This is a genomic window from Streptomyces celluloflavus, from assembly GCA_000720995.1.
Lineage (GTDB): Bacteria > Actinomycetota > Actinomycetes > Streptomycetales > Streptomycetaceae > Streptomyces > Streptomyces celluloflavus.
Genome location: JOEL01000057.1, coordinates 15,468 through 37,353, shown reverse-complemented (window position 1 = coordinate 37,353; position 21,886 = coordinate 15,468). Strand labels below are relative to the sequence as shown.

Sequence of the window (21,886 nt, the reverse complement as noted above, 5' to 3'; positions counted from 1 at the left end):
CCCTCCCCCTCCCCTCCCTCCCCACCCCCGCTGTCGGGTCGTCACCCGATCTGGACGCCGTGCCCGTGCGTCACCTCCGCCCGTCCGCCGGGCGGCAGCACCACCTCGACCGGTTCAGTGCGCTGACCGCCGTCGGTGAAGCCGCCGCGGTCGCGTTCCGTGACGATGGTGATGTGGCGGTCGGTGTCGTTGATGATCAGCGTCGTGGGTCTGTCGGTGAGCTGGTCGATCGGGTAGCTGCCGCTGGGGTCCACGTACGTCGTGCCGCCGATGGTCAGGAATCCGCTCGCCGCGAGGGCGCAGCCGGGGGCCGCGCCGCTCCTGGCCGTGGCGGCGGTGAGCGGTTCGAGAAGTCTGGGGATCCGGGCTGGTCCCGGGAACCGGGCCGTGCGTCGCATGCCGACTGCCTCCGATGTGCCGTGGCGCGGGGCGGACCCGGGCCGGTCGTGGGTGTGATGCCTGCTGCTGATTACTCAGCGTAATCGACGAGGGGAAGGGTGTCACCGGCGTGCGGGAGTACGACCGGGGGCGTGAGGTGTGCCCGTACGCGCCGGTGGCGGTGGTCGCACCGGCCGTGGACCGCACGGCGACCCGAAGCCCGCCCCGCCTGGGCAGTTCCGCCCCGGCCGCCCGGCCCGACTCGGCGACCGCCCCCAGCGGCCTGCCCCACCCTGACGGGAACCGGACCCGCCTCGAACGCGTGATGAACAGTGACCGTGACGGCGGGGATCGGGGACACCGGCAGGGACGCGGCACGGCTCGTACACCGCGTCAAGGTTCACGAACCACACCAAGTTCACGAACCACACCCAAGTTCCTGAACCACACCAAGTCCCGGAAGCACAGCGCGGTTCATGGGCCGTGACCCGCTCCATGGGCCGTGAGATCGATCGCGATCGGCACAAGATCGGGCCAATACCGGTGTGGTTGTCAGCGGGTGCGGACATACTGCTGCCCGTGCACCGTTTCTCGTGAGCGGTCCGTGCGACGGAGCCGGACCCGCAGTCACCGACGTAGGGGGAGGTTCCGTGCCGGCCACGCCATCCGCGCCGCCCGTATCGTCCATGCCGCCCGCATCGTCCGCGCCGGCCGGCAGCGCGTCACCGCCCGCGCCGGGCCACCGTACGGCCTGGGCCGACGGGCTGGATGAGCTGCGGGCCGCGGCGACGACCGAGCCGGGCAGGCTGCGGGTGATCGGTGCCGTACTCGCCCTGCTGGTCCTGGTCTTCGGCGCGGTCACGGCCTGGCAGGTCACCGACCGTACGGCCGCCGCGGACGATGTCGTCGAGCGCAGTCAGCCGCTGAGCGCGGCCGCCGCGGACATCTACCGTTCGCTGGCGGACGCCGACACCACGGCCGCCGGCGGGTTCCTGGCCGGCGGCGCGGAGAGCAAGGCCACCCGCGACCGCTACGCCGCCGATATCGCGACGGCGTCGCAGCGGCTGGTCCAGGCGTCGGCGAACACCCGGGCGTCGGACCCGGCCGGCCGCCAGATAGCCACGATCAACAGCGGCCTCCCCCGCTACACCGGCCTGATCGAGACGGCACGGACGAACAACCGGCAGGGCCTGCCGCTGGGCGGCGCGTATCTGCGGTACGCCAACGACCAGATGCGCACCGAACTGCTCCCGGCCGCACGGGCGTTGTACGACGCCGAGACGGACCGGCTGGCCGGGGACTACGCCGCCGCGAAGGCGTGGCCGTGGTACGCGCTGGCCGCGGGGCTGGTCGCGGTGGGTGCGCTGCTCTGGGCGCAGCGGCGGAACTACCGGCGGACGAACCGGGTGTTCAACAAGGGGCTGCTGGCGGCGACGGGCGCTTCGGTGGCGCTGCTGGTGTGGCTGGGGGCGGCGCATGCGGTGGCCCGTTCGGGGCTGAGCGATTCGTACGAGCAGGGCGCCCGGTCGCTGCGGGTGCTCAACGAGGCGCGGATCGATTCGCTCCAGGCGCGCGGCGACGAGAATCTGACGCTGGTGGCGCGCGGTGCGGTGCTGACCAAGGACCAGAAGGACTTCTACGAGGTGGGTTTCCGTTCGGGGATGGCGGATCTGGTGGGCTCGGGCAGCGGCGCCGCGTCGGCGGGCAGCAGGCTGGGGGCGGCGCTGGCGCTGGCGGACGACGAGGCGGGGCGGCAGCCGGTGCGGGAGGCGCTGGCACAGGTGCGGCAGTGGCAGGCGCGGCACGACCAGGCGCGGACCGCCGATGACAAGGGTGATTACGAACAGGCGCTGGCCAAGGTGATCGGCACGGACCGGCCCACCCGGGAGTCGTTCGACCGGGTGGACGCGGAGTTGCACAAGGCGCTGACGCACGAGCAGGCGGAGTTCCGGTCGGCGGCGGACGGCGGGCGGGCGGCGTTCGGCCTGCTGGCGGTGGGTGCCGCGGTGCTGGCGGTGCTGGCGGCGGTGGGTGCGGTGCTGGGTATCGGGCGCAGGCTGTCGGAGTACCGGTGAGGGGGCGCGGTGATGGGGACATGAGGATGCGCGGGCGAGGGCTGCTGAATCTGCGGGCCGCGCTGGCGCCGGTCGCGTCCGGGGTGTGTGTGATGGTGGCGGCGGCCGCGGTGCTGGTGCCGGCGCTGAGCGGTGACGGCCCCTCGGGCGCGTCGGGTTCGGCAGGTGCGGGCGGGCCGGGGACGGCGCGGGCCGCACAAGCCGCGGTGGGGTGCACGCCGCAGAACGCCGTGCAGAGCCTGCGGCCGTCGCCGGGCGGCGGGGAGGCCGTGGACCGGATCAAGCGGCATGGGCAGTTGGTCGTCGGCGTCGACCAGAACACCTACCGCTGGGGGTATCGCGATCCGAACACCGGGAAGCTGGAGGGTTTCGACATCGAGCTGGCGCGGGCGATCGCCAAGGACATCCTGGGGCCGGACGCCAAGGTGGTCTTCCAGGCGGTGCCGACCAATCAGCGGATCACGGCGTTGCAGAAGCGTACGGTCGACATGGTGGTGCGGACGGTGACGATCAACTGTGCGCGCAAGGAGCAGGTGGCGTTCTCGACCGCGTATTTCCAGGCCGGGCAGCAGGTACTGGCGCCCAGGACGGCGAAAATCACGGGGTTCGACGATTCGTTGCGGGGGCAGCGGGTGTGTACGGCCGCGGGTTCGACGGGTGAGTCGGAGCTGTCGGCGCGGCGGCACGGCGCGCGGGTGCTGACGGTGCCCAACCAGCTGGACTGTCTGGTGCGGTTGCAGCTCGGTGAGGCGGACGCGGTCGTCACGGACAGTGCGCTGGCCGCGGCGCAGGCGGCGCAGGATCCGACGGTCCAGTTGAAGGGCAAGCCGTTCACCGACGAGTCGTACGGCGTGGCGCTGAACAAGGACGATGTGGATCTGGTGCGGCGGGTCAACAAGGTGCTGGACGACTACCGGGGCGGCGGTGGTGCCGACAGCCCCTGGATGCGGGCGTATCACACGTGGTTGGAGGCCGATCTGCCGGGGATATCGGGGCCGCCGACGCCGGAGTACAGCGACTGACCGGCCCATGGAGCGGCCCGCCGGCGTCAGTATGGGAAGGCCCGGGGAGCCGAGTGGGCCGAGTGGGCCGACGGGACCGGGAGAGCGGGAGAGCCGGGCGAACTGCGGGATCCGAAGGAATCGAGGGAGCGGAGGGGCACGGCGGCGGTTGCCGCCGCACCGGCCGCGACCGCCAAGCGCCGTACGCACATTGGAGAGGTGATCGATGGGGGCCCCTGGACCCTTCCCCGGCTCCGCGGGGAGGCCCGATGCCCCGGTGCCGGGCCGGGAGGAGGTGGATCGCGCCCTGGCGCGGCTCGACGCCGAGCACGAGGCGATCGAGACATCGCTGCTCGCGTTGCAGGACCATGCGGGCCGCAGGCTGCTGGAGGGCGCGGAGCTGGCCGGTACGACCAGGGACCGCTGGGCCGCCGCCGAGCGGTCGGTGACGGCCCTGTGGTCGTATTTCGACACCTATACGGCCGCCGTTGCGGCGGTGCGTGCGCTGCGGGCGCGGCGGCGGTGGCCGTCCCCGGCGGATCTCGCGGAGCTGACGGAGCTGTTGTACGGCGGTGCGGTGACGGTCGCGGGTGCGGCCGCGGCGGCGGAGGGCGGGCCGGCCCGGCTGAGTGAGCGGTTCAGTCTGGCGGAGCTGGTCGAGCGGATGAACGGGCTGTACGCGCGGTCGCTGGATGTCATCGTGGCCGCCGACGCGGTCTGGTCGGCGCTGCCGGCCCGGATCGATCTGCTCGCCGCCGAGTTGCAGCGCACGCGGTCGCTGGCGCATTCGGTGGGGGTGCGTCCCGGGGAGCATCCGGCGGGCGATGATCTGGCGCGGATCACGGAGGAGCTGTCGCGGTTGCGCGACCAGGTGGTGGCGGATCCGCTGGCGTTCTGGGTGTCGTCGTCGACGGGGAGTTCGGCGCCGGGCGGGGGCCGTCCCGATACCGAGCGCTATGACCGTGCGGCGCGGGCGCTGGAGGACGTCCGGCGGGAGATCGAGGCGGTGCTGGATGTGCGGCAGGACGCGGAGCAGCGGCTGATGCGGCTGCGTGACGTCCTGTCCCGGGCGGACCGGACGCTGACCGAGGCGCGGGAGGCGCGCGGTGAGGTGCTGGCGAAGATCGCTTCGACGGAGGTGCCGGCGGTCAGCGGCCCTTCGACGGTGCTGCACGAGCAGTTGGCGGCGGCCGTCGACTATCGCAGGCGGGCGCAGTGGCACCGGCTGTCGCCGCTGCTGGACAGCCTGGAGGAGCGGGCGGAGGACGAACTCCTCCGGGCCCGCGAGTCGTTGACGGCGGTGACCGCGCCGCTGGCGGTCCGCGCCGAGCTGCGGGGCCGGCTGGACGCGTACCGGGCGAAGGTCGCCCGGCACGGTCTGGCCGAGGATCCGCTGCTGGCCGAGCGGTACGACATGGCCCGCCGGATGCTGTGGAGCGCGCCGTGTGATCTGCGGGTGGCCGAACAGGCGGTGCTGCGCTATCAGCGGGCGGCCGCGGAGGCGTGGGTGCCGGAACAGACGGACGGCAGGGGGGAATCGTGACGGACCGGGCGGATGTGCCGTGCCAGCGGCCGGGGTGTGAGGGGAGCTACGAGGATGTCGGCGGCGGGGAGCTGTACTGCGGTGTGTGCGGGCTCGCGCCGGTCGTCTCGCCCGATGGGCTGCTGTCGTCGGCGCCCACGGGGCTGACCGGCCGGACGCCGGCGGGCGCGGGGTCCGGCGGGGGTACGGCCGGCACCCACCAGTCCGCGGCCGGGGCCCGCTCGGCGGCGTCCTCCTCGGCCGGGCGCTCCCCCGCCGGGCGCTCCTCGGCCTCGCGCCGTTCGGCGTCCGGGTGGCTGTCGGGTTCGTCGTCCGGTGGTGAGCGGACGCGTGAGGCGTCGGCGGTCTCGGTGTCGGCGCGCGGCAGTGGCAGCGGCAGCGGTGGGTCGGTCTCGGTGTCGGCGCGCGGCAGCGGGCCGGGTTCCGGTTCGGGTTCGGGGCGCGGGCGGCTGGGCGCGGGGCTGGTGACGGTGCCGCAGGTGCCGCGGCCCGATCCGCGGACGGCGGTGCTGGAGAATCCGGAGGTCCCCGAGCGGAAGCGGTTCTGCAGCCGCGGGGAGTGCGGGGCGCCGGTCGGGCGGGCGCGCGGTGGGCGGGCGGGGCGTACGGAGGGGTTCTGCACCAAGTGCGGCCATCCGTACAGCTTTGTACCGAAGCTGCGGGCCGGTGACATCGTGCACGGTCAGTACGAGGTGGCGGGCTGCCTGGCGCACGGCGGGCTCGGCTGGATCTATCTGGCGATCGACCGTGCCGTCTCCGACCGCTGGGTGGTGCTCAAGGGTCTGCTGGACACCGGCGACGAGGAGGCGCTGGCGGTGGCGGTGTCCGAGCGGCGATTTCTCGCCGAGATCGAGCACGCCAACATCGTGCGGATCTACAACTTCGTGGAGCATCTCGATCCGTCGACGGGCAGTCTGGACGGCTACATCGTCATGGAGTACGTCGGCGGCGCGTCGCTCAAGGAGATCGCCAACGAGCGGCGTACGGCCCAGGGGCGGCGTGACCCGCTGCCGGTCGAGCAGGCGTGCGCGTACGGCATCGAGGCGCTGGAGGCGCTGGGTCATCTGCACAGCCGCAACCTTCTGTACTGCGATTTCAAGGTCGACAACGCCATCCAGCAGAACGACCAGCTCAAGCTGATCGACATGGGCGCGGTGCGCCGGATGGACGACGGCGAGAGCGCGATCTACGGCACGATCGGCTATCAGGCGCCGGAGGTCGCCGAGCTGGGCCCGTCGGTCTCCTCCGACCTGTACACCGTCGCGCGCACCCTCGCCGTCCTCACCTTCGACTTCCAGGGCTATACGAACGTCTTCGTGGACTCCCTGCCGGATCCGGACAACATCGAGGTGTTCCGTGCCTACGAGTCCTTCTACCGCCTGCTGGTGCGGGCCACGGACCCGGACCGGGCGCGCCGGTTCGCGTCCGCGGAGGAGATGGCCGAGCAGCTGACCGGCGTGCTGCGAGAGGTGGTGGCGCTCCAGTCGGGGGAGCCGCGGCCGGCGCTGTCCAAGCTGTTCGGTCCCGAACTGCGGGTGGTGGACGCGGAGTTGATGGCGGCCGTACGGGGCGACAGTTCGCTGCTGGGCGGCCGGGCGGTGACGCCGGGGCGCGGGGTGTCCGGGGGGCGGCGCAAGGCCCTGCGCGCGGCGGGAGAGGAAAAGGGCGAAGGGGAACGCGGTGCGCAGGCGCCGGACGGGGCGGCCGTGCCGGAGGGCGGGGCGCCCGGTGGTCCGGTGCTGCGGCCGCTGGACATCGGGGCCGCCGTGCTGGCGCTGCCGGTGCCGCGGGTCGATCCGGCCGACCCCAACGCCGGTTTCCTGGCCGGGCTGCTGGCCGCCGCCCCGGCCGAGCTGGTCGGCGCGCTGCGTGCGGCGCCCGCCGATTCCCTGGAGACCCGGCTGCGCGAACTGCGGGCGCGGCTGGAGCTGGGTGACGGTGCGGCGGCGGAGGCGGTGCTCGCGGACATCGAGTCGGCGTCCGGCGGGGGGTGGGACGACGACTGGCGGGTGGTGTGGAACCGCGGTCTGGTGTCGCTGGTGACCGGGGACCGCGCGAGCGCCGCGCTGTCCTTCGACGCGGTCTACGACGCGTTCCCGGGCGAGCCGGCGCCGAAGCTGGCGCTGGGCGTCTGCGCGGAGCTGCTGGGGCAGCTGGACGTCGCGGCGGAGTACTACCGGCTGGTGTGGACGGCCGACCACGGTTTCGTCAGCGCCGCGTTCGCGCTGGCCCGGGTGCGGTTGGCGACGGGCGACCGGGCGGGGGCGGTGGCGGCGCTGGAGTCCGTCCCGGAGTCGTCCATCCACTACACGGCGGCGCGGATCGCGGCGGTCCGCGCGCGGCTGCGGCAGCGCAGCGCGCAGGACGCGCTGCTGGCGGACCTGCTCGCCGCCGCGGAACAGATCGAGGCGCTGGCGGACTTCGGGCTGGACCCCGGGCGCCGTGCACAACTGGTCACCGAGGTACTGGGCAGCGCCCTGGACTGGGTACTCTCCGGGAGCCACGGTGCCGGGCCGGCCGGTGGGCAGGCCGCGGCCGGCCGGCCGGCGCTGCTCGGCAGCACGCTGGACGAGCGCGGTCTGCGGTTCGGCCTGGAGCGGTCGTACCGGCTGCTCGCGCGGCTGGCGCAGCGTGGCGAGGAAAGGATCGAGCTGGTGGAACGGGCCAACCGCTTCCGCCCCAGGACGTGGGTGTGACATGGGTGTGACTGGGCCGTCCAGGTGTCCGAGCTGCGACGAGCCGCTCGATGTGGGGGACAACTTCTGCGGGCGGTGCGGCGTCGGCCTCGTACCGGCCGCCGTGCCACCGGACGGGAATCCGACGATCTCGCTGCGCGGCGCGGCCGCGTACGGGCCGCCGGCGCCGACCGGGCCGCCCGCACCACCGGCCCCGCCGGGTGTCGCCGCGCCGCCCGGACTGCCCGGACTCCCCGGTCCGGCCGGTCCCTTCGGCGCTGTTGGCCCGGTCGGCCCTGTCGGCGCCGTCGGCCCGGCCGCCGTGCCCGCCGTGCCCGCCCCGGCCGGCGATCCGCGGATCGCCGGTTACCGAACCACCCCTGACGCCGCGTCGGTCGAAACCGCCGACACCGCCACGACCGCCGACACCGCCACAGCCGCCGGGACCACCACAGCCGCCGGGACCACCGGCACCACCGCGGCCGCCGGGACCACCGTAACCACCGGCCCCGGCCGGGCTCTTGAATCCGCCGTCCCCGAAACCGCCGAGTCCGCGGTCGCCACCGCCGGCACCGCTCCCGAGGCCGGGCCGCCCCCGTCCCCCGTCGCCGCCGCCCCCGAGCCGCGGCACACACCCGCCCCGGGCACCCCGGGCACCCCGGGCACCCCGGAGGCTCCGGCCACCCCGAGCACCCCGGCCACCACAGGCACCCCGGACACCCCATCCGCCCCCCTCTGCACCGCCTGCCGGACGGGCTCCGTGGCCGCCGACGGCTACTGCGAGCACTGCGGTCACGCCCAGCAGCACCAACGCGACCATATGGAGAGCGAATTGGCGGGGGTGGCGGCGGTCAGCGACCGCGGGAACCGCCATCACCGCAACGAGGACTACTTCGCGGTCTCCGTCACCGCCCTGCCGGACGGTACGCCCGCCGTGATCGCGGTGGTCTGCGACGGCGTCTCCTCCGCGACCCGCCCGGACGAGGCGTCCCAGGCCGCGTCCGAGGCCGCGGGCGCGGCGCTGCTGGCGTCGGTGCCGCGCGGTACGCACCCCCAGCAGGCCATGCACGAGGCGATCATCGCGGCCTCCGCGGCCGTCAACGCCCTGGCCGCCGAGCCCGCCCGGACGGAGCAGCACGACCGGTACCGCCAGCAGAACGCCCCGGCCTGCACCTTCGTCGGCGCGGTGGTCGGCGGCGGGCTGCTGACCGTGGGCTGGGTCGGCGACAGCCGCGCGTACTGGGTGCCCGACGACCGCTCGGCGCCCGCCGCCCGCCTCACCGAGGACGACTCCTGGGCCGCGCAGATGGTCGCCAACGACCTGATGTCCGAGGCCGAGGCGTACGCCGATGTGCGCGCGCACGCCATCACCGGCTGGCTCGGCGCGGACGCGTACGAGGTCGAACCGCACACCGCGTCCTTCAAACCGGACGGGCCGGGTGTCGTGCTGGTGTGCACGGACGGGCTGTGGAACTACGCCGAGACCGCCGACCGGATGGCCGGGGTACTGCCCCGCGATGCGCCCAGCAGGCCGCTGCACAGCGCCCGGACGCTGGTCGCGCACGCCCTCGACGGCGGCGGGCACGACAACATCACCGTGGCGGTGGTGCCGTTCCCCGCGCAGCCGGGGCGGACGGGACCGGCCTGAGCGCCGGCCGGTACGGAGTCCAAGGAGCCGCACGGAGTACGGAGTATCGAGGAGCGGAAAGATGGCCAATTTCGCCAAGTCGCACGTGCCGCATTTCTCCGCCGAGGTGTACCAGAACGTCTACCTCCCCGAGGGCGGGCGTGAGGTGCACGCCATCGTGACGGTCACCGCGACCGGGGGCGGTACGACCGGCGGCAGACCGAAGCCGGCCGCCGGGCCGGACGGTCCGCAGGGTCCGGACGGTCCGGACGCCGGGGTGGTGATCATGGTGGACTGCTCCGGGTCGATGGACCATCCGCCGACGAAACTGCGCCACGCCCGCCAGGCCACGGCCGCCGCGATCGACACCGTCCGCGACGGCGTGGCGCTCGCGGTGGTCGCCGGTACGCACCGGGCCACCGAGATCTACCCGGGCGGCGGCCGGCCGGCCGTCGCCTCACCGGCCACCCGCGCCCAGGCCAAGGCCGCGCTGGAGAAGCTGAGCGCGGGCGGCGGTACGGCCATCGGCAGCTGGCTGCGGCTGGCCGACCGGCTGCTGTCGTCCGCGGACGTCACCATCCGGCACGGCATCCTGCTCACCGACGGCCGTAACGAGCACGAGACGCCGGAGGAGCTCCAGGGCACCCTGGCCGCCTGCTCCGGGCGGTTCACCTGCGATGTCCGCGGTGTCGGCACGGACTGGGAGGTCAAGGAGGTCACCGGTATCGCCTCGGCGCTGCTCGGCACCGCCGATATCGTCGCCGATCCGGCCGGGCTGACCGCCGACTTCACGCGGATGATGGAGACGGCGATGGGCAAAGAGGTCGCCGATGTCGCGCTGCGGCTGTGGACACCGCAGGGTGCGGAGATCGCGTTCGTGAAGCAAGTGGCCCCCGTCGTCGAGGACTTGACCGGACGGCGGGTCGAGTCGGGCCCGCGGTCGGGGGACTATCCGACGGGTTCGTGGGGGGACGAGTCCCGTGACTACCACCTCTGCGTGCGGGTGCCGGACGCCGGCGTCGGCCGGGAGATGCTCGCCGCCCGGGTCTCGTTGATCATCGAGGGGCCGGACGGCTCGCCGCCGCGGACCCTGTCCCAGGGGCTGGTACGGGCGGTGTGGACGGACGACACGGCCGCTTCGACGTCGATCAATCCGCAGGTGGCGCACTACACGGGGCAGGCGGAACTGGCGCACGTCATCCAGCAGGGACTGGATGCCCGCAAGGCGGGTGATGTGGGCTTTGCCACCGCGAAACTGGGGCGGGCCGTGCAGTTGGCGGACGCCTCGGGAAACGCGGACACCGCGAAACTGCTGGCGAAGGTGGTGGACGTCGTCGATGCGGCGACCGGTACTGTGCGACTGAAGGCGAAGGTCGCCGAGGCGGACGAGATGACCCTCGAAACCCGCTCGACGAAGACCGTTCGCGTCAAGAAATAACCATCGAGAAGTATCGAGAAGTACCACCGGAAGACATGGTACGGAGGGGGAAGAACCGACATGCCGACCTGCCCGAACGGCCACCAGTCGGTGGCCGAAGACTGGTGCGAGGTGTGCGGCCACCGGATGGCGGGTGCTGTCCCCCCGCCGCCCTCCCTGCCTGCGGGGTTCCTGAACACACCGCCCGGCCAGCCGACCGGCCCACCAGGGCCGCCACCCGGCGGACCCGGCCCCGGACCTGGTCCCGGTCCCGGTCCCCAGAGCGGTCCGGGCGGTGCGGGCGGCTACGGCTTCCCGCCGCCGCCCGCTCCCGGTCCCGGTCCTCAGGGTGGCTACGGCTTCCCGCCGCCCATGCCCGGCCCGGGTCAGCCGGGGCAGCCCGAGCAGTGCCCGCAGTGCCGTACGCCGCGTGAGGCGGGGGCACCGTTCTGTGAGGAGTGCCGCTACAACTTCCTCACGCACTCCGCGACGTCCTACGCCCCGCCGGGCAGCCAGCCGCCGGGACAGCCCGGTCCGCCGCCCGGTATGCCCGGTCCCCAGGGCGGTCAGGGGGGTTACGGCTTCCCGCCGCCGATGCCCGGCCCCGGCCCGGTTCCCGGCTCCGCTCCCGGCACGCAGGGCGGTCCGGGCGGTTACGGCTTCCCGCCGCCGCCCGCACCGGGCCCCGGTACCCAGGGCGGCCAGGACGGATACGGCTTCCCCCCGCCGCCGCAGAGCCCCCCGTCCGGTCAGCCCGGCCAGCCCGGCCCCGGCGGCCGGCCCGGCCCGCCGCCCGGTATGCCCGCTCCCGGCCAGGGACCCGGTCCGTCCGGTCCGGGGCGGCGCGGGCCCGACGACGACTGGACGCTGAACCCGCCGAGCACGCAGACCGCTGCCCCGCCGATGGCGCCCCCGCAGCCGGGCCCGCCGCCCGGCCCGCAGGCCCCGTTCGAGCAGCAGCCGCCCGCGCCGTTCCCGCCGCAGCAGCCGGGCCCGTACGACCCGCCGCAGCAGACCCCGCAGCAGCCGGCGCCGTTCGAGTCGCCCCAGCAGCCCGGTCCGTTCGAGCCCCCGCAGCAGCCCCCGCACCAGCCGGGTCCGTACGAGCCGCCGCAGCAGACCCCGCCGCCCCAACAGCCCGGTCCGTACGAGCCTCCGCAGCAGACCCCTCAGCAACCCGGTCCGTACGAGCCGCAGCAGACCCCGCCGCCCCCGCAGCACCAGGCGCCGGGGCAGGGTCACCAGGCGCCGGGACAGCACCAGGCGCCGGGACAGCAGCCGGAGCAGCAGTGGCACGGCGGGCCCGGTACCGGCCAGGGGCCCGCGGCGCCGCCGCAGGGGCCGGCGCCCGTCGTCGGCGCGGGCTGGGTGGTGGCCATCGCGCCGGACCGCGAGTACTTCACGGCGATGATGGGCCGCAGCGGCCCGGAGGCGGCGGGGCTCAACCTCCCCGCGTACTCCCCCGAGCAGGTGCTCCCGCTCTCGGGCAACCAGCTCGCGATCGGCCGCCGGCGGCCCAGCACCGGTGAGGCCCCGGACGTCGACCTGGGCCGCCCGCCGGAGGACCCGGGCGTCTCGCACCAGCACGCGCTGCTGGTGCAGCAGCCGGACGGCAGCTGGGCGGTGGTCGACCAGAACTCGACCAACGGCACGACGATCAACCTCGCCGAGGACCCGATCCAGCCGTATGTGCCGGTGCCGCTCCACGAGGGCGACCGGGTGCACGTCGGCGCCTGGACGACCCTCACGGTCCGGCGCGGCTGAGGCAGTCCGCTCGCCCCAGGGCGCGCAACCCATCGCCCGAGCCGCCGCCGGGGTGTGACCCGCCGGTCACGCCCCGGCCCGGCTCCGGCCGGTGCCCGCCCCGGCCGCCCGTTCGCCCGGCCCGGCGCGGCTCCCCTGCGTATCAGCGCAGCTCCCACGCGTACGGACCCGCGGGAGCGTCCAGCCATGCCCACTGGCGGTGCCCCTCCACCGTGAGGCCGTAGCGTTCGCGGCCGGGCCGGTGTTCGCGCCGCCACAGTGCGTACGCCTCCTGCGGGAGCAGGCTGCCCGCGCCGAGCGCCAGCAGGAACTGGAAGCGGTCGTCGGACAGCGCCTCCGGCGGCAGGCCGTGGCCCGTGCCGGCGGCCGGTGCGCCCTCCCCCGCCGCCGGGTCCGTACCGCGCAGCGGGACGAAGAACGCCGGGGTCGCCAGGAACCGGCCCTCCGCCCGCCCGCCGCCGGGTGCCACCGTCAGCGCGAGCACTCCGGTGGCCAGCGGCGCCACGATCACCGCCCCGTCCGCGCACTGCCCCGTCCAGGCCACCGGTACGGAGGCGAGCGCGCAGGTCGCGATGATCCGGTCGAACGGTGCGCGGCGCGGGCAGCCCCGCGCCCCGTCACCGGTGACGATCTCGGGCCGGTAGCCGGCCGCCGCCAGCTGCGTCCGGGCGGTGGCGGTGATCTCCGGTTCCAGGTCGATGGTGGTCACCGCCCGGTCGCCGAGCCGGTGGCACAGGAGCGCCGCGTTGTAGCCGCTGCCCGTGCCGATCTCCAGCACCCGGCTGCCGTCCGTGACGGCGAGCGCGTCGAGCATCCGGGCCATCAGCGACGGCTGGCTGCTGGAGGAGAGCAGTTCCGCGTCGCGTACCCGGGTGGCCAGCGGGACGTCGCGGTAGGCGCCGCGCAGCCAGCGGGCCCGCCGCAGCGGGTCGGGGTCGTCGGCGGTCAGCCGCTCGTAGCCGCCGGGCACGCTCTCGTAGTAGTACGGCACGAACAGATGGCGCGGCACCTGTGCGAACGCCGCCCGCCAGCGCGGGTCGGCGAGGCCGCCGCCCCGGGTGATCGACCGGACGAGCCGGGCCCGTGCCGCGGCCGCCCGGTCCGCATCCGTAGCGCCGCTCATGTCTCCACCGTCCTTGGCTGTCTCCACTCTCCTCCGTCCGGTGCCCGCGGTGCGTCCGGCGCCCGCGCCCGCCGGCGGTGACCTACGTCCGGAGTCCTCGGCCGGCGCGTCTGCCACCATGGACGGGTGAACAAGATTCCGCGCGGCACGGTTCAGGAGCAGACCTTCTACGAGCAGGTCGGCGGTGAGGAGACCTTCCGTCGCCTGGTGCACCGCTTCTACCAGGGCGTCGCCGAGGACCCGCTGCTGCGGCCGATGTACCCGGAGGAGGACCTGGGTCCGGCCGAGGAGCGGTTCACGCTCTTCCTCATGCAGTACTGGGGCGGTCCCCGGACGTACAGCGAAGGCCGCGGGCATCCCCGGCTGCGGATGCGGCACGCCCCGTTCACCGTGGACCGCGCCGCGCACGACGCGTGGCTGCGGCACATGCGGGACGCCGTGGACTCCCTAGGGCTCGCCGAGGACCACCAAGAGCAGCTGTGGAACTACCTCACCTACGCGGCCGCTTCGATGATCAACGCCGGGGAGTGACGGCCGCGCGGGCCGCCTCCTCGGCGGAAAGTGGCATTTCGGCCTCCCTACCGTTCATCGGCCGAATTGCTCCAGTCACGATCCGGTCAAGACCGATCTTCACCCGCTGACCTCACACTCTTCCCTCTGACAGCATCCGGACAAGCTTTCGGTGCTGACCGCGCCTGGGGGAACCGTGTCCGGCTTCATCTTTCTTCGCGTGCGCGCGCACCGTCTGCTGCTGTCCGCCGCCCTGCTGTCGGTGCTGCTGACCACCACCGTGCTGGCGACCCTCGCCGCGTTCTCCGACGCCATCGGCGACGCCGGGCTGCGCCAGGCCCTGCGCACCCGCGCCGCGGCGTCCGCCGCCCTCCAGGTGAAGGCCCAACTCCCCGCCGACAGACGGGAGGCCGCCGACCGGGCGGTCGGCAAGGGCGCCCGGGAAGCCTTCGACGGGCTGCCGTTCACCGTACGGACACTGGTCCGCTCCGGGCCGTACGCACTGCCCCGCGCGCTCCAGCCGCCGGCCGCGCGCAAGGGCGAGCCCGATCTCACCCATCTCGCGGCCCTGGACCGCTCCCGTGTCACGCTCACCGGCGGCGGCTGGCCCGCGGCGCCGGCCCGGGACGGGGGTCCCCTCCAGGTGGCGCTGCCGGAGGCCGCGGCGGCCCGGCTCGGGGTCCGGCCCGGCCACGCGCTCACCCTCGACAACCGGCTGTCGGGCCCCGCCCGGCTGGCGGTCCGCGTCACCGGGGTCTACCGGCCCAAGGACCGCGCCGATCCGTACTGGCGGCTCGACGAACTCGGCGGGCGCGGGGTGCGCACCCTCGGCTTCACCACGTACGGGCCGCTGCTCACCGACCCGGCGGCGTTCCGTGGCGGGCCGCTCGTACAGGACTCCGTGGCCTGGCTCGCCACCGCCGACTTCCGCACCCTGACCGGGGACCGGCTGCCCGCGCTGAGCGCCGCCGCCCGCCCGGCCCCCCGGCGGCTGATGGCCGATCCGGCGTTCGCGGGACAGGTCTCGGCGGTCACCGAACTGCCGGACGCGCTGGGGGCGTTGCAGCGGGCGCTGCTGGTCAACCGGTCGGCGATCCTGATCGTCGCGCTGCAGCTGATCCTGCTCGCCGGCTATGCGCTGCTGCTGGTGGCGCGGATGCTGAGCACCGAGCGGACGGGTGAGACGGCGCTGCTGCGGGCCCGGGGCGGGGCGCGGCGGCAGATCGCGGGGCCGGCCTTCGCCGAGTCGCTGCTGCTGGCGGTGCCGGCCGCGGTCGGCGCCCCGCTGCTGACCGGGCCACTGCTGCAACTGCTCGCGGACCATGGTGCGTTGGCCCGGATCGGACTGCCGCTGGACTCCGGTCTGACCGGTACGACCTGGCTGACCGGCGGTGCGGTGGCCCTGGGCTGCGCCGTCGCGGTGGCGGCGCCCGCCCTGCTGCGGGCCGGGGCGGACGAGTCGCGGGTACGGGCGAAGCGGCTGCCCGGCGCGGTGCGCGCGGGCGCGGACATCGGGCTGCTGGTGATCGCCGGGGTCGCGTACTGGCAGCTGCAACGCCGGACGGGGGACGGCGGCGAGGGTGCCGGCGGCGGGGTGCTGACCGGCGACACGGGGGGCCAACTGGGCATCGACCCGGTGCTGGTGGCCGCCCCCGCGCTGGCCCTGCTAGCCGGTACGGTGCTGACGCTGCGGCTGCTGCCGCTCGCCGCCCGGCTCGCCGAGCGCGCGGCGGCCGGCGGCCGGGGGCTGGCCGCGGCGCTGGCCGGCTGGCAGATCAGCCGCCGCCCGCTGCGCGGTGCGGGCCCGGTGCTGCTGCTGGTGCTGGCCGGCGCGCTGGGCATGCTGTCGATCGGCCAGGGCGCCTCCTGGGACCGTTCGCAGGACGACCAGGCGGACTTCCGGGCGGGTGCGGCGGTGCGCGTACTGGCGAGCCGGACACCGCAGTTGGGGCAGGGCGGGGCGCTGGCGGACGTGCCGGGGGTGGCCGCCGCACTGCCCATGGGCCAGGCCGATCTGACGCTGTCGGGCGGCCGGGTCTCGACGCTGCTCGCGCTGGACACCCGGCGGGCCCAGGGGGCGCTGCTGCTCCGCGGCGATCTGCTGGGCGGCGCCGCGGACGCCCCGCGCGGCACGGCCGCGGACGGCATGCTGGCCGAGGTGGCGCCGAAGACCGCGGCGGCCGGTCTCGAACTGCCCGCGGACACCGGCCGGCTGCGGCTGACCGCGACCCTCCGCGATGTGGCGGCGCTGCCGTTCATCCCCGGCAAACGGCTGGGGATGTACGACCCGGACACGCCGCGGCACGACACCGGGCCGGTCCCGGCGGACCTCACCGCACTGATCACCGACCGCTACGGCGTCCCGTACCCGATGCCGCTGGACCGGCTCGCGGCCGACGGCCGGCCGCACACCTTCACCGTGGACCTCGCCGCCGCGGCGGGCGCTCCGGCGGGCCGCCCGGCCGGTCCGCTGCGGCTGACCGGGCTCCTCGTCGACCTGGCCCAGACGCCGGTCTCGCACCGCCAGCGGCTCACCCTCGACGCCGCGCAGGCCGTCACCGCGGACGGTAGGGGCCATTCCCTCACCGCGCCGGAGTCCCTGCGCTGGCAGGCCGCGGTGACCGACAAGAGCGGCTCCCGGGACGAGCCGTTCGGCCCGAAGGCGGAGCAGGCCGAGCTGCCGGCCGGCGCGCTTCTGTCGCAGACGTACGAGACCGGTGCCGCCCCGGGCGTCTTCGAAGGTCCGGTGACGGAGCTGCGCATCACCGCCGCGCACCCGGAGCGTCCGCCGCTGGCAGCCGTCGCCACCGACGCCTTTCTGCGCGACAGCGGCTCCGCGGTCGGCGCGACCATCGAGGTGCCGGTCAACGGGCAGTCGCTGAAGGCGAGGATCGTGCGGGCCGTCCGGGCGCTGCCGGGACCGGCGGACGCCCCGGCCGGCGCCACCGGCGGGCTGCTGGTCGACTTCGGCGCGGTCAACGAGGCGCTGGCCGACCGGGGTGCGGCGCCGCTGGCCGCCGCCGAGTGGTGGCTGCGCCCCGCCCCCGGCGCGGCCGCCGGGGTCGTGGCCGCGCTGCGGGCCCGCCCCGACACCGACCCCGGGCAGGTGCTGGTCCGGGACGAGATCGCCCAGCAGCTGCACGACGATCCACTGGGCCTGGGCCCGCAGACCGCGCTGACCGCCGCGGCGGCGGTCGCGGTGGCGCTGGCGGCGGTCGGTTTCGCGGTCAGCGCCACCGGCTCGGTCCGCGAACGCGCCCGGGAATTCGCCGTGCTGCGGGCGCTGGGCGCGCCCCGCCCGCAGCTGGCCCGGATGATCGCGGCGGAACAGGGCGTGCTGATCGCGCTGGCGCTCGCCGTCGGCCTGGCCCTGGGCGCCGTACTGACCCGGGCGGTGGTGCCGCTGGTCGTCCTGACGGAACAGGCCGACCGCCCGGTGCCGCCGGTCCTGGTGGAACTCCCGGCCGGCCCGGTGGCGGTGCTGCTCGCCGCCGTGGCGGCGGTCCCGCTCGTGGTGGTCGCCGCCATCGGGCTGCGCCGCGGCGACCCCGTCCAGGCCCTGCGCAGCCAAGGAGCCCTGTGACATGACCAGTTCGCCGCACGGCCGCCCGCGCCCGCCCGGCCTCCACCGGCCGCCGGGCGGCGCCGGCCGCTCCGCCCCGGCCCCCGTACCGGTCCCGGGAGGTGAACTCCGGTGAACGCGCTCACCTGGACGAGCTGGCTCCGCATCCGGCTGCGCACCGCGCGCGGTGCGGCGCTCGGCCTGGCCGTACTGGTTCTGGTCACCGCGTTCCTGGCGGCCGCGTTCCCGCGCGGTGTGGAGACGTACGAGACCCGCGGCGCCCAGTACGCGCTGGCCTCCGCGACGCCCGGCGACCGGACGGTGCAGATCACCGTCGGGCAGTCCGACGCGCTCGCCGCCGACCCGGCGGCCGACCCCGCCACCGCCTACTCCGGCAAGGAGATCGCCCGCCTGGACCGGGCCATCCGGGGCCAGTTCACCGCTCCGCTGCGGATCGACGACGGCCAGTCCGTGCACGGTGTGCGCACCACCAAGCCGCTGTCCGCGCGGGACGCCTGGCTGCCCCGGATCGACGAGGTCGACCCCGCGTTCACCCTCTGGGCGGCGTCCGGTCCCGGCACGCACGGCACCCTCGCCCAGGGGCGGCTGCCGCACGCCGCCGCCCCGGGATCGCGCACGCTGGAGGCGGCCGTCACCACCGCCACCGCGCGGACCATGCGGCTGCGGGTCGGCAGCGAACTGCACCTGGGCGGCCTGACGGTGCGGATCAGCGGGCTGCTCACCCCGCGCGAGCCGCAGGGCACATACTGGTCCGCCGAACCGCGGATGGCCGCCCCCCAGCTGGATTCGACCGCCGCCTCGCCGCCCCTGAAGTTCTGGAGCGCCGGTCTGCTGCTCTCCCCCGACGACGGTGCGGCGCTGCTGTCCACCGGCGGCGCTCCGGAGAAGTACTGGCGCTATCCCGTCGACACGGGCGCGCTCAGCGTCCACGACGTGCCGGTCCTGCGGGACCGGCTGCGCTCCCTCGAACACGGCCCGGGGCTGGTGCGGTTGCGGTCCGTCGCGGGCAACGGCGCGTTCGCCGACAGTGCGGTGACCGGTCTGCTGGACGCCTCCGAGGGGATGCGGGCGGCGGTCGCCCCGGTCGTCGCGGTGGCCGCCTTCGGGATCGGTACGGTCGCCGGTGTCGCCCTGCTGATGACCGGCCAGCTGGCCGCCGCCCGGCGCCGCCCGGAACTGGAGCTGCTGCGGGCCCGCGGCGCGTCGCTGGCCGGGCTGACCGGGCGGCTGGCGGCGGAGACCGCGGCGGCGGCACTGCCCGCGGCCGCGGCCGGCGGCGCTCTGGCGCTGCTCCTGGTGCCCGGCGAGCGGGTGTTGGTCCCGCTGTGCGCCGCGGCCGTGACCGGCCTGCTGGGCACGCTCGCCCTGCCGCTGCGGGCGGCCGCCGCGCACCGCCGCCCGCGGCCCGCCGGCCGCGCGGACCTGGCCCGGGTCCGCCCCTCCCGGCGCCGTACGGTCGCCGAACTCACCGTGCTGGTACTGGCCGTCGGCGCGGTGGCCGCGCTGCGCCGCCGCAGCACCGCGTCCGGCGCCGGGGTCGATGCCCTGGTCAGCGCCGCGCCGGTGCTGACCGGGGTGATCGCGGCGCTGGTCCTGATGCGGCTCTACCCCCTGCCGCTGCGACTGGCGGCCCGCCCGGCCGCCCGTGCCCGGGGGCTGACCGGTTTCCTCTCGCTCGCCCGCGCGGGCCGTGCCCCGGCCACCGCGGGACTGCCGCTGCTGGCCCTGCTGGTGGCGCTGACCACGGCGTCCTTCGGCGGTTCGGTACTCGCCGGGGTGGACCGGGGACGGGACCACGCGGCGCTGACCGCGGTCGGCGCCGATGCCCGGATCTCCTCCGACGCGCCGCTGCCCGCGAAGCTGGCCGGGGCCGTCGCGAAGGTGCCGGGCGTCCAGGACGCGGTGCCGGTCCGCATCGATGTGCAGGCCGCCGACGACAGCGGTCCGCCGCTCCACGTGGTGATCGTGGACGCCGGGGCCTATGCCCGGCTGTCCCGCGCCACCGGTCTCGGCGCCTTCGACGCCGGGGAGCTGGCCGACCCCGGCGGCGACGGGCCGCTGCCCGCCCTGGTCTCCCCCAGCTTCGTCACCCGCTTCGGCAACGCCCCGATGACCCTGCAACCGGAGCTCGGCCAGCTCACCGTCCGCCCCCGGGTGATCCGTGCGGACACCCCGGCCCAGCCCGGCGGCGACTTCATCGTCGTCGACGCCGGGAGCGTGGCCCGGATCCATCCGGACACCTTCGCCGATCCCGCCAACGGCGCCACCTTCCTGCTGGTCTCCGGCCGTTCCCTGGACGCCGGGGCGCTGCGCGCCGCCGTCCGCGCCCACCCCGTCGCGGCCCGTCCCGCCCGCCTCGTCCTGCGCTCCGACGCGCGCGCGAAGTACGCCGACTCGCCGCTCCAGCAGGGCGCCGAACAGCTCTACGCGGCCGCCGTGGGGGCCGGTGCGGGCTACGCCCTGCTCGCCCTGCTCCTCTCCCTCCTCCAGGCCGCCCCGCAGCGCATCCAGTTGCTGGCCCGGCTGCGCACCATGGGGCTGACACCGTCCCAGGGGCGCCGTCTGATGGTGCTGGAGGCCCTGCCGCAGGCCCTGTTGGCGGCCGTCGGCGGTGCGCTCGTCGGCGCGGCCGCCATCCGGCTGCTGAGCCCCGGTATGGATCTGACGCCGCTCGCGCTGCCCGGCGCGGGGGCGGACCTGGGCACCGTACGTCTGCACACCGATTCCGCGTCCCTCCTGCTGCCGTCGGCGGGCGTGGTCGCACTGGCTCTCGCCGTGGTCCTGGTCCAGGCATGGCTGAGCGGACGACGGCGTGAGAGCACCGAGTTGAGAGCGGGGGACACCCAATGACCCGGCCCGAAGGCACACCGCCGGCCGCGACCGGCCCGACACGGGAGCCGGCCACCGGTGCGGCGTCCGGTGCGGCGTCCGGTACGGCGTCCGCCCGGCCCCGGCCCGCCGCACCCGCCGGCCTCGCCGAGCTGGAACGCCGGGCGGCCGCCCGGCGCGGACGGCCCGAGTACGGGCACGACGCGCTGATCTCCTGCGACCGGCTGGTGCGGGTCTTCAGCACCGACGGGGTGGAGGTGCAGGCCCTCCAGGGGCTCGATCTGCTGGTCGCCGAGGGCGAGTTGATGGCGCTGGTCGGGGCGTCCGGCAGCGGTAAGTCCACCCTGATGAACATCCTCGCGGGCCAGGACGTGCCGACGGCCGGCGCCGCCAAGGTCGCCGGGCGCGATCTGCTGACGATGGACGCCAAGGCCCGGCTCGGCTACCGGCGGGACGTCGTCGGCTTCGTCTGGCAGCAGACCACCCGCAATCTCCTGCCGTATCTGACCGCGTTGCAGAACGTGACGCTGCCGATGCAGCTGCGCGGCGGGCGGCGCCGCGCCGAGCGCACGAAGGCGGCCGGGGAACTGCTGTCGATGCTCTCCCTCGACCACTGCCGCGACCGCCGCCCGCACCAGCTCTCCGGCGGTGAACAGCAGCGCACCGCCATCGCAGTGGCGCTGGCCAACACCCCGTCCGTGCTGCTGGCCGACGAGCCGACCGGTGAGCTGGACTCGCACACCGCCGAGCAGGTCTTCGGCGCGTTCCGCACCGCCAACGCGGAGCTGGGCACGACGATCGTGATCGTCACCCATGACCAGGCGGTCGCGGACGAGGTCCGGCGCACGGTGGCGATCCGGGACGGCCGTACGTCCTCGGAGGTGCTGCGGCGCACCGAACGGGACGCCGCGACCGGCCAGGAGTCGCTGGTCGCCCGCGAGTACGCGATGCTCGACCGCGCGGGCCGCCTCCAGCTGCCCGCCGAGTACACCCGCAGCCTGGGCATGGCGCACCGCGTCCTGCTGGAGCTGGAGAGCGATCACATCGGGGTGTGGCCGGACCATACGGCGGACGGCGCGGCACGGACGCGGGGCGAGGGGGGCGGCGACGGGGTCAGCGGCGGGGGCAGCGGCGGCGGTGACGCCCGTGGTGACGGCGACGGTGGTGGGGCGGGACCGGTCAGTGGTGCCGGACCGGTCAGTGGTGCCGGACCGGTCAGTGGTGCGGCCGGGGAGCCGGGGGCCGGGTAGCCGGGAGGGGTGGCCGGGGGCCGGGGAGTCGGGGGGAGATCGCCGGCCGGGCGGTGCGTGACCGGCCCGTACCGAGACCGGACCGGCCCGCAACGGGGCACGGTGCCGGTC

13 protein-coding genes are annotated in these 21,886 nt (G+C 75.4%); 11 read left to right on the top strand and 2 right to left on the bottom strand.

Annotated features, from left to right (window positions below):
- Positions 1–41: 41 nt before the first annotated feature.
- Entirely contained in the window at positions 42–398 is a 357-nt protein-coding gene (locus tag IH09_RS31790) for a hypothetical protein (RefSeq protein WP_052861006.1), read from the bottom strand.
- Between the two features lie 666 nt (positions 399–1,064).
- On the opposite strand from IH09_RS31790, the gene IH09_RS31785 reads away from it, so the two are divergent.
- The 7 genes from IH09_RS31785 (at position 1,065) to IH09_RS31750 (ending at position 12,480) form a co-directional block, all read left to right on the top strand.
- Positions 1,065–2,453 carry a hypothetical protein gene (locus IH09_RS31785; RefSeq protein WP_110952710.1) on the top strand — a complete coding sequence of 463 codons (1,389 nt, stop codon included), beginning with the start codon at positions 1,065–1,067 and terminating at the stop codon, positions 2,451–2,453.
- 26 nt (positions 2,454–2,479) lie between these two features.
- The gene (locus IH09_RS31780) at positions 2,480–3,475 is read left to right on the top strand and encodes a glutamate ABC transporter substrate-binding protein (RefSeq protein WP_240150586.1); all 996 of its coding nucleotides are present in this window, start codon (positions 2,480–2,482) and stop codon (positions 3,473–3,475) included.
- 205 nt (positions 3,476–3,680) lie between these two features.
- Positions 3,681–4,997: a hypothetical protein gene (locus IH09_RS31775; protein ID WP_052861003.1), complete on the top strand. Its 1,317-nt coding sequence runs from the start codon at positions 3,681–3,683 to the stop codon at positions 4,995–4,997.
- Positions 4,994–7,693 (top strand): serine/threonine-protein kinase, encoded by a 2,700-nt coding sequence (locus tag IH09_RS31765; RefSeq protein ID WP_404827303.1) that lies wholly within the window; start codon positions 4,994–4,996, stop codon positions 7,691–7,693. Before IH09_RS31775 ends, IH09_RS31765 begins: the two co-directional genes overlap by 4 nt.
- Before the next feature lie 52 nt (positions 7,694–7,745).
- A complete protein-coding gene (locus tag IH09_RS31760) occupies positions 7,746–9,320 on the top strand; it encodes a PP2C family protein-serine/threonine phosphatase (RefSeq protein ID WP_318279615.1) in 1,575 nt (524 codons plus the stop codon).
- 61 nt (positions 9,321–9,381) lie between these two features.
- The gene (locus IH09_RS31755; RefSeq protein ID WP_052861001.1) at positions 9,382–10,737 is read left to right on the top strand and encodes a vWA domain-containing protein; all 1,356 of its coding nucleotides are present in this window, start codon (positions 9,382–9,384) and stop codon (positions 10,735–10,737) included.
- A gap of 351 nt (positions 10,738–11,088) precedes the next feature.
- Positions 11,089–12,480 carry an FHA domain-containing protein gene (locus tag IH09_RS31750; RefSeq protein WP_052861000.1) on the top strand — a complete coding sequence of 464 codons (1,392 nt, stop codon included), beginning with the start codon at positions 11,089–11,091 and terminating at the stop codon, positions 12,478–12,480.
- A gap of 142 nt (positions 12,481–12,622) precedes the next feature.
- Here the strand turns inward: IH09_RS31750 and IH09_RS31745 are convergent, their stop codons facing one another.
- Positions 12,623–13,603, bottom strand: a complete 981-nt coding sequence (locus IH09_RS31745; protein ID WP_052860999.1) for a methyltransferase domain-containing protein — start codon at positions 13,601–13,603, stop codon at positions 12,623–12,625.
- A 126-nt stretch (positions 13,604–13,729) separates the two neighbouring features.
- On the opposite strand from IH09_RS31745, the gene IH09_RS31740 reads away from it, so the two are divergent.
- The 4 genes from IH09_RS31740 (at position 13,730) to IH09_RS31725 (ending at position 21,775) form a co-directional block, all read left to right on the top strand.
- Positions 13,730–14,134: a globin gene (locus IH09_RS31740; RefSeq protein WP_052860998.1), complete on the top strand. Its 405-nt coding sequence runs from the start codon at positions 13,730–13,732 to the stop codon at positions 14,132–14,134.
- 175 nt (positions 14,135–14,309) lie between these two features.
- A complete protein-coding gene (locus tag IH09_RS31735) occupies positions 14,310–17,696 on the top strand; it encodes an FtsX-like permease family protein (RefSeq protein ID WP_052860997.1) in 3,387 nt (1,128 codons plus the stop codon).
- 111 nt (positions 17,697–17,807) lie between these two features.
- Positions 17,808–20,546, top strand: a complete 2,739-nt coding sequence (locus IH09_RS31730; protein ID WP_052860996.1) for an FtsX-like permease family protein — start codon at positions 17,808–17,810, stop codon at positions 20,544–20,546.
- Positions 20,543–21,775 carry an ABC transporter ATP-binding protein gene (locus IH09_RS31725; protein ID WP_240150585.1) on the top strand — a complete coding sequence of 411 codons (1,233 nt, stop codon included), beginning with the start codon at positions 20,543–20,545 and terminating at the stop codon, positions 21,773–21,775. The genes IH09_RS31730 and IH09_RS31725 overlap by 4 nt, the downstream gene beginning before the upstream one ends.
- Positions 21,776–21,886 lie beyond the last annotated feature (111 nt).

Bases quoted from the DNA above. Each gene is read 5' to 3' on its own strand.
- IH09_RS31790 (WP_052861006.1), bottom strand. From the start codon at position 398: ATGCGACGCACGGCCCGGTTCCCGGGACCAGCCCGGATCCCCAGACTT.
- IH09_RS31785 (WP_110952710.1), top strand. From the start codon at position 1,065: ATGCCGCCCGCATCGTCCGCGCCGGCCGGCAGCGCGTCACCGCCCGCG.
- IH09_RS31780 (WP_240150586.1), top strand. From the start codon at position 2,480: ATGCGCGGGCGAGGGCTGCTGAATCTGCGGGCCGCGCTGGCGCCGGTC.
- IH09_RS31775 (WP_052861003.1), top strand. From the start codon at position 3,681: ATGGGGGCCCCTGGACCCTTCCCCGGCTCCGCGGGGAGGCCCGATGCC.
- IH09_RS31755 (WP_052861001.1), top strand. From the start codon at position 9,382: ATGGCCAATTTCGCCAAGTCGCACGTGCCGCATTTCTCCGCCGAGGTG.
- IH09_RS31750 (WP_052861000.1), top strand. From the start codon at position 11,089: ATGCCCGGCCCGGGTCAGCCGGGGCAGCCCGAGCAGTGCCCGCAGTGC.
- IH09_RS31745 (WP_052860999.1), bottom strand. From the start codon at position 13,603: ATGAGCGGCGCTACGGATGCGGACCGGGCGGCCGCGGCACGGGCCCGG.
- IH09_RS31725 (WP_240150585.1), top strand. From the start codon at position 20,543: ATGACCCGGCCCGAAGGCACACCGCCGGCCGCGACCGGCCCGACACGG.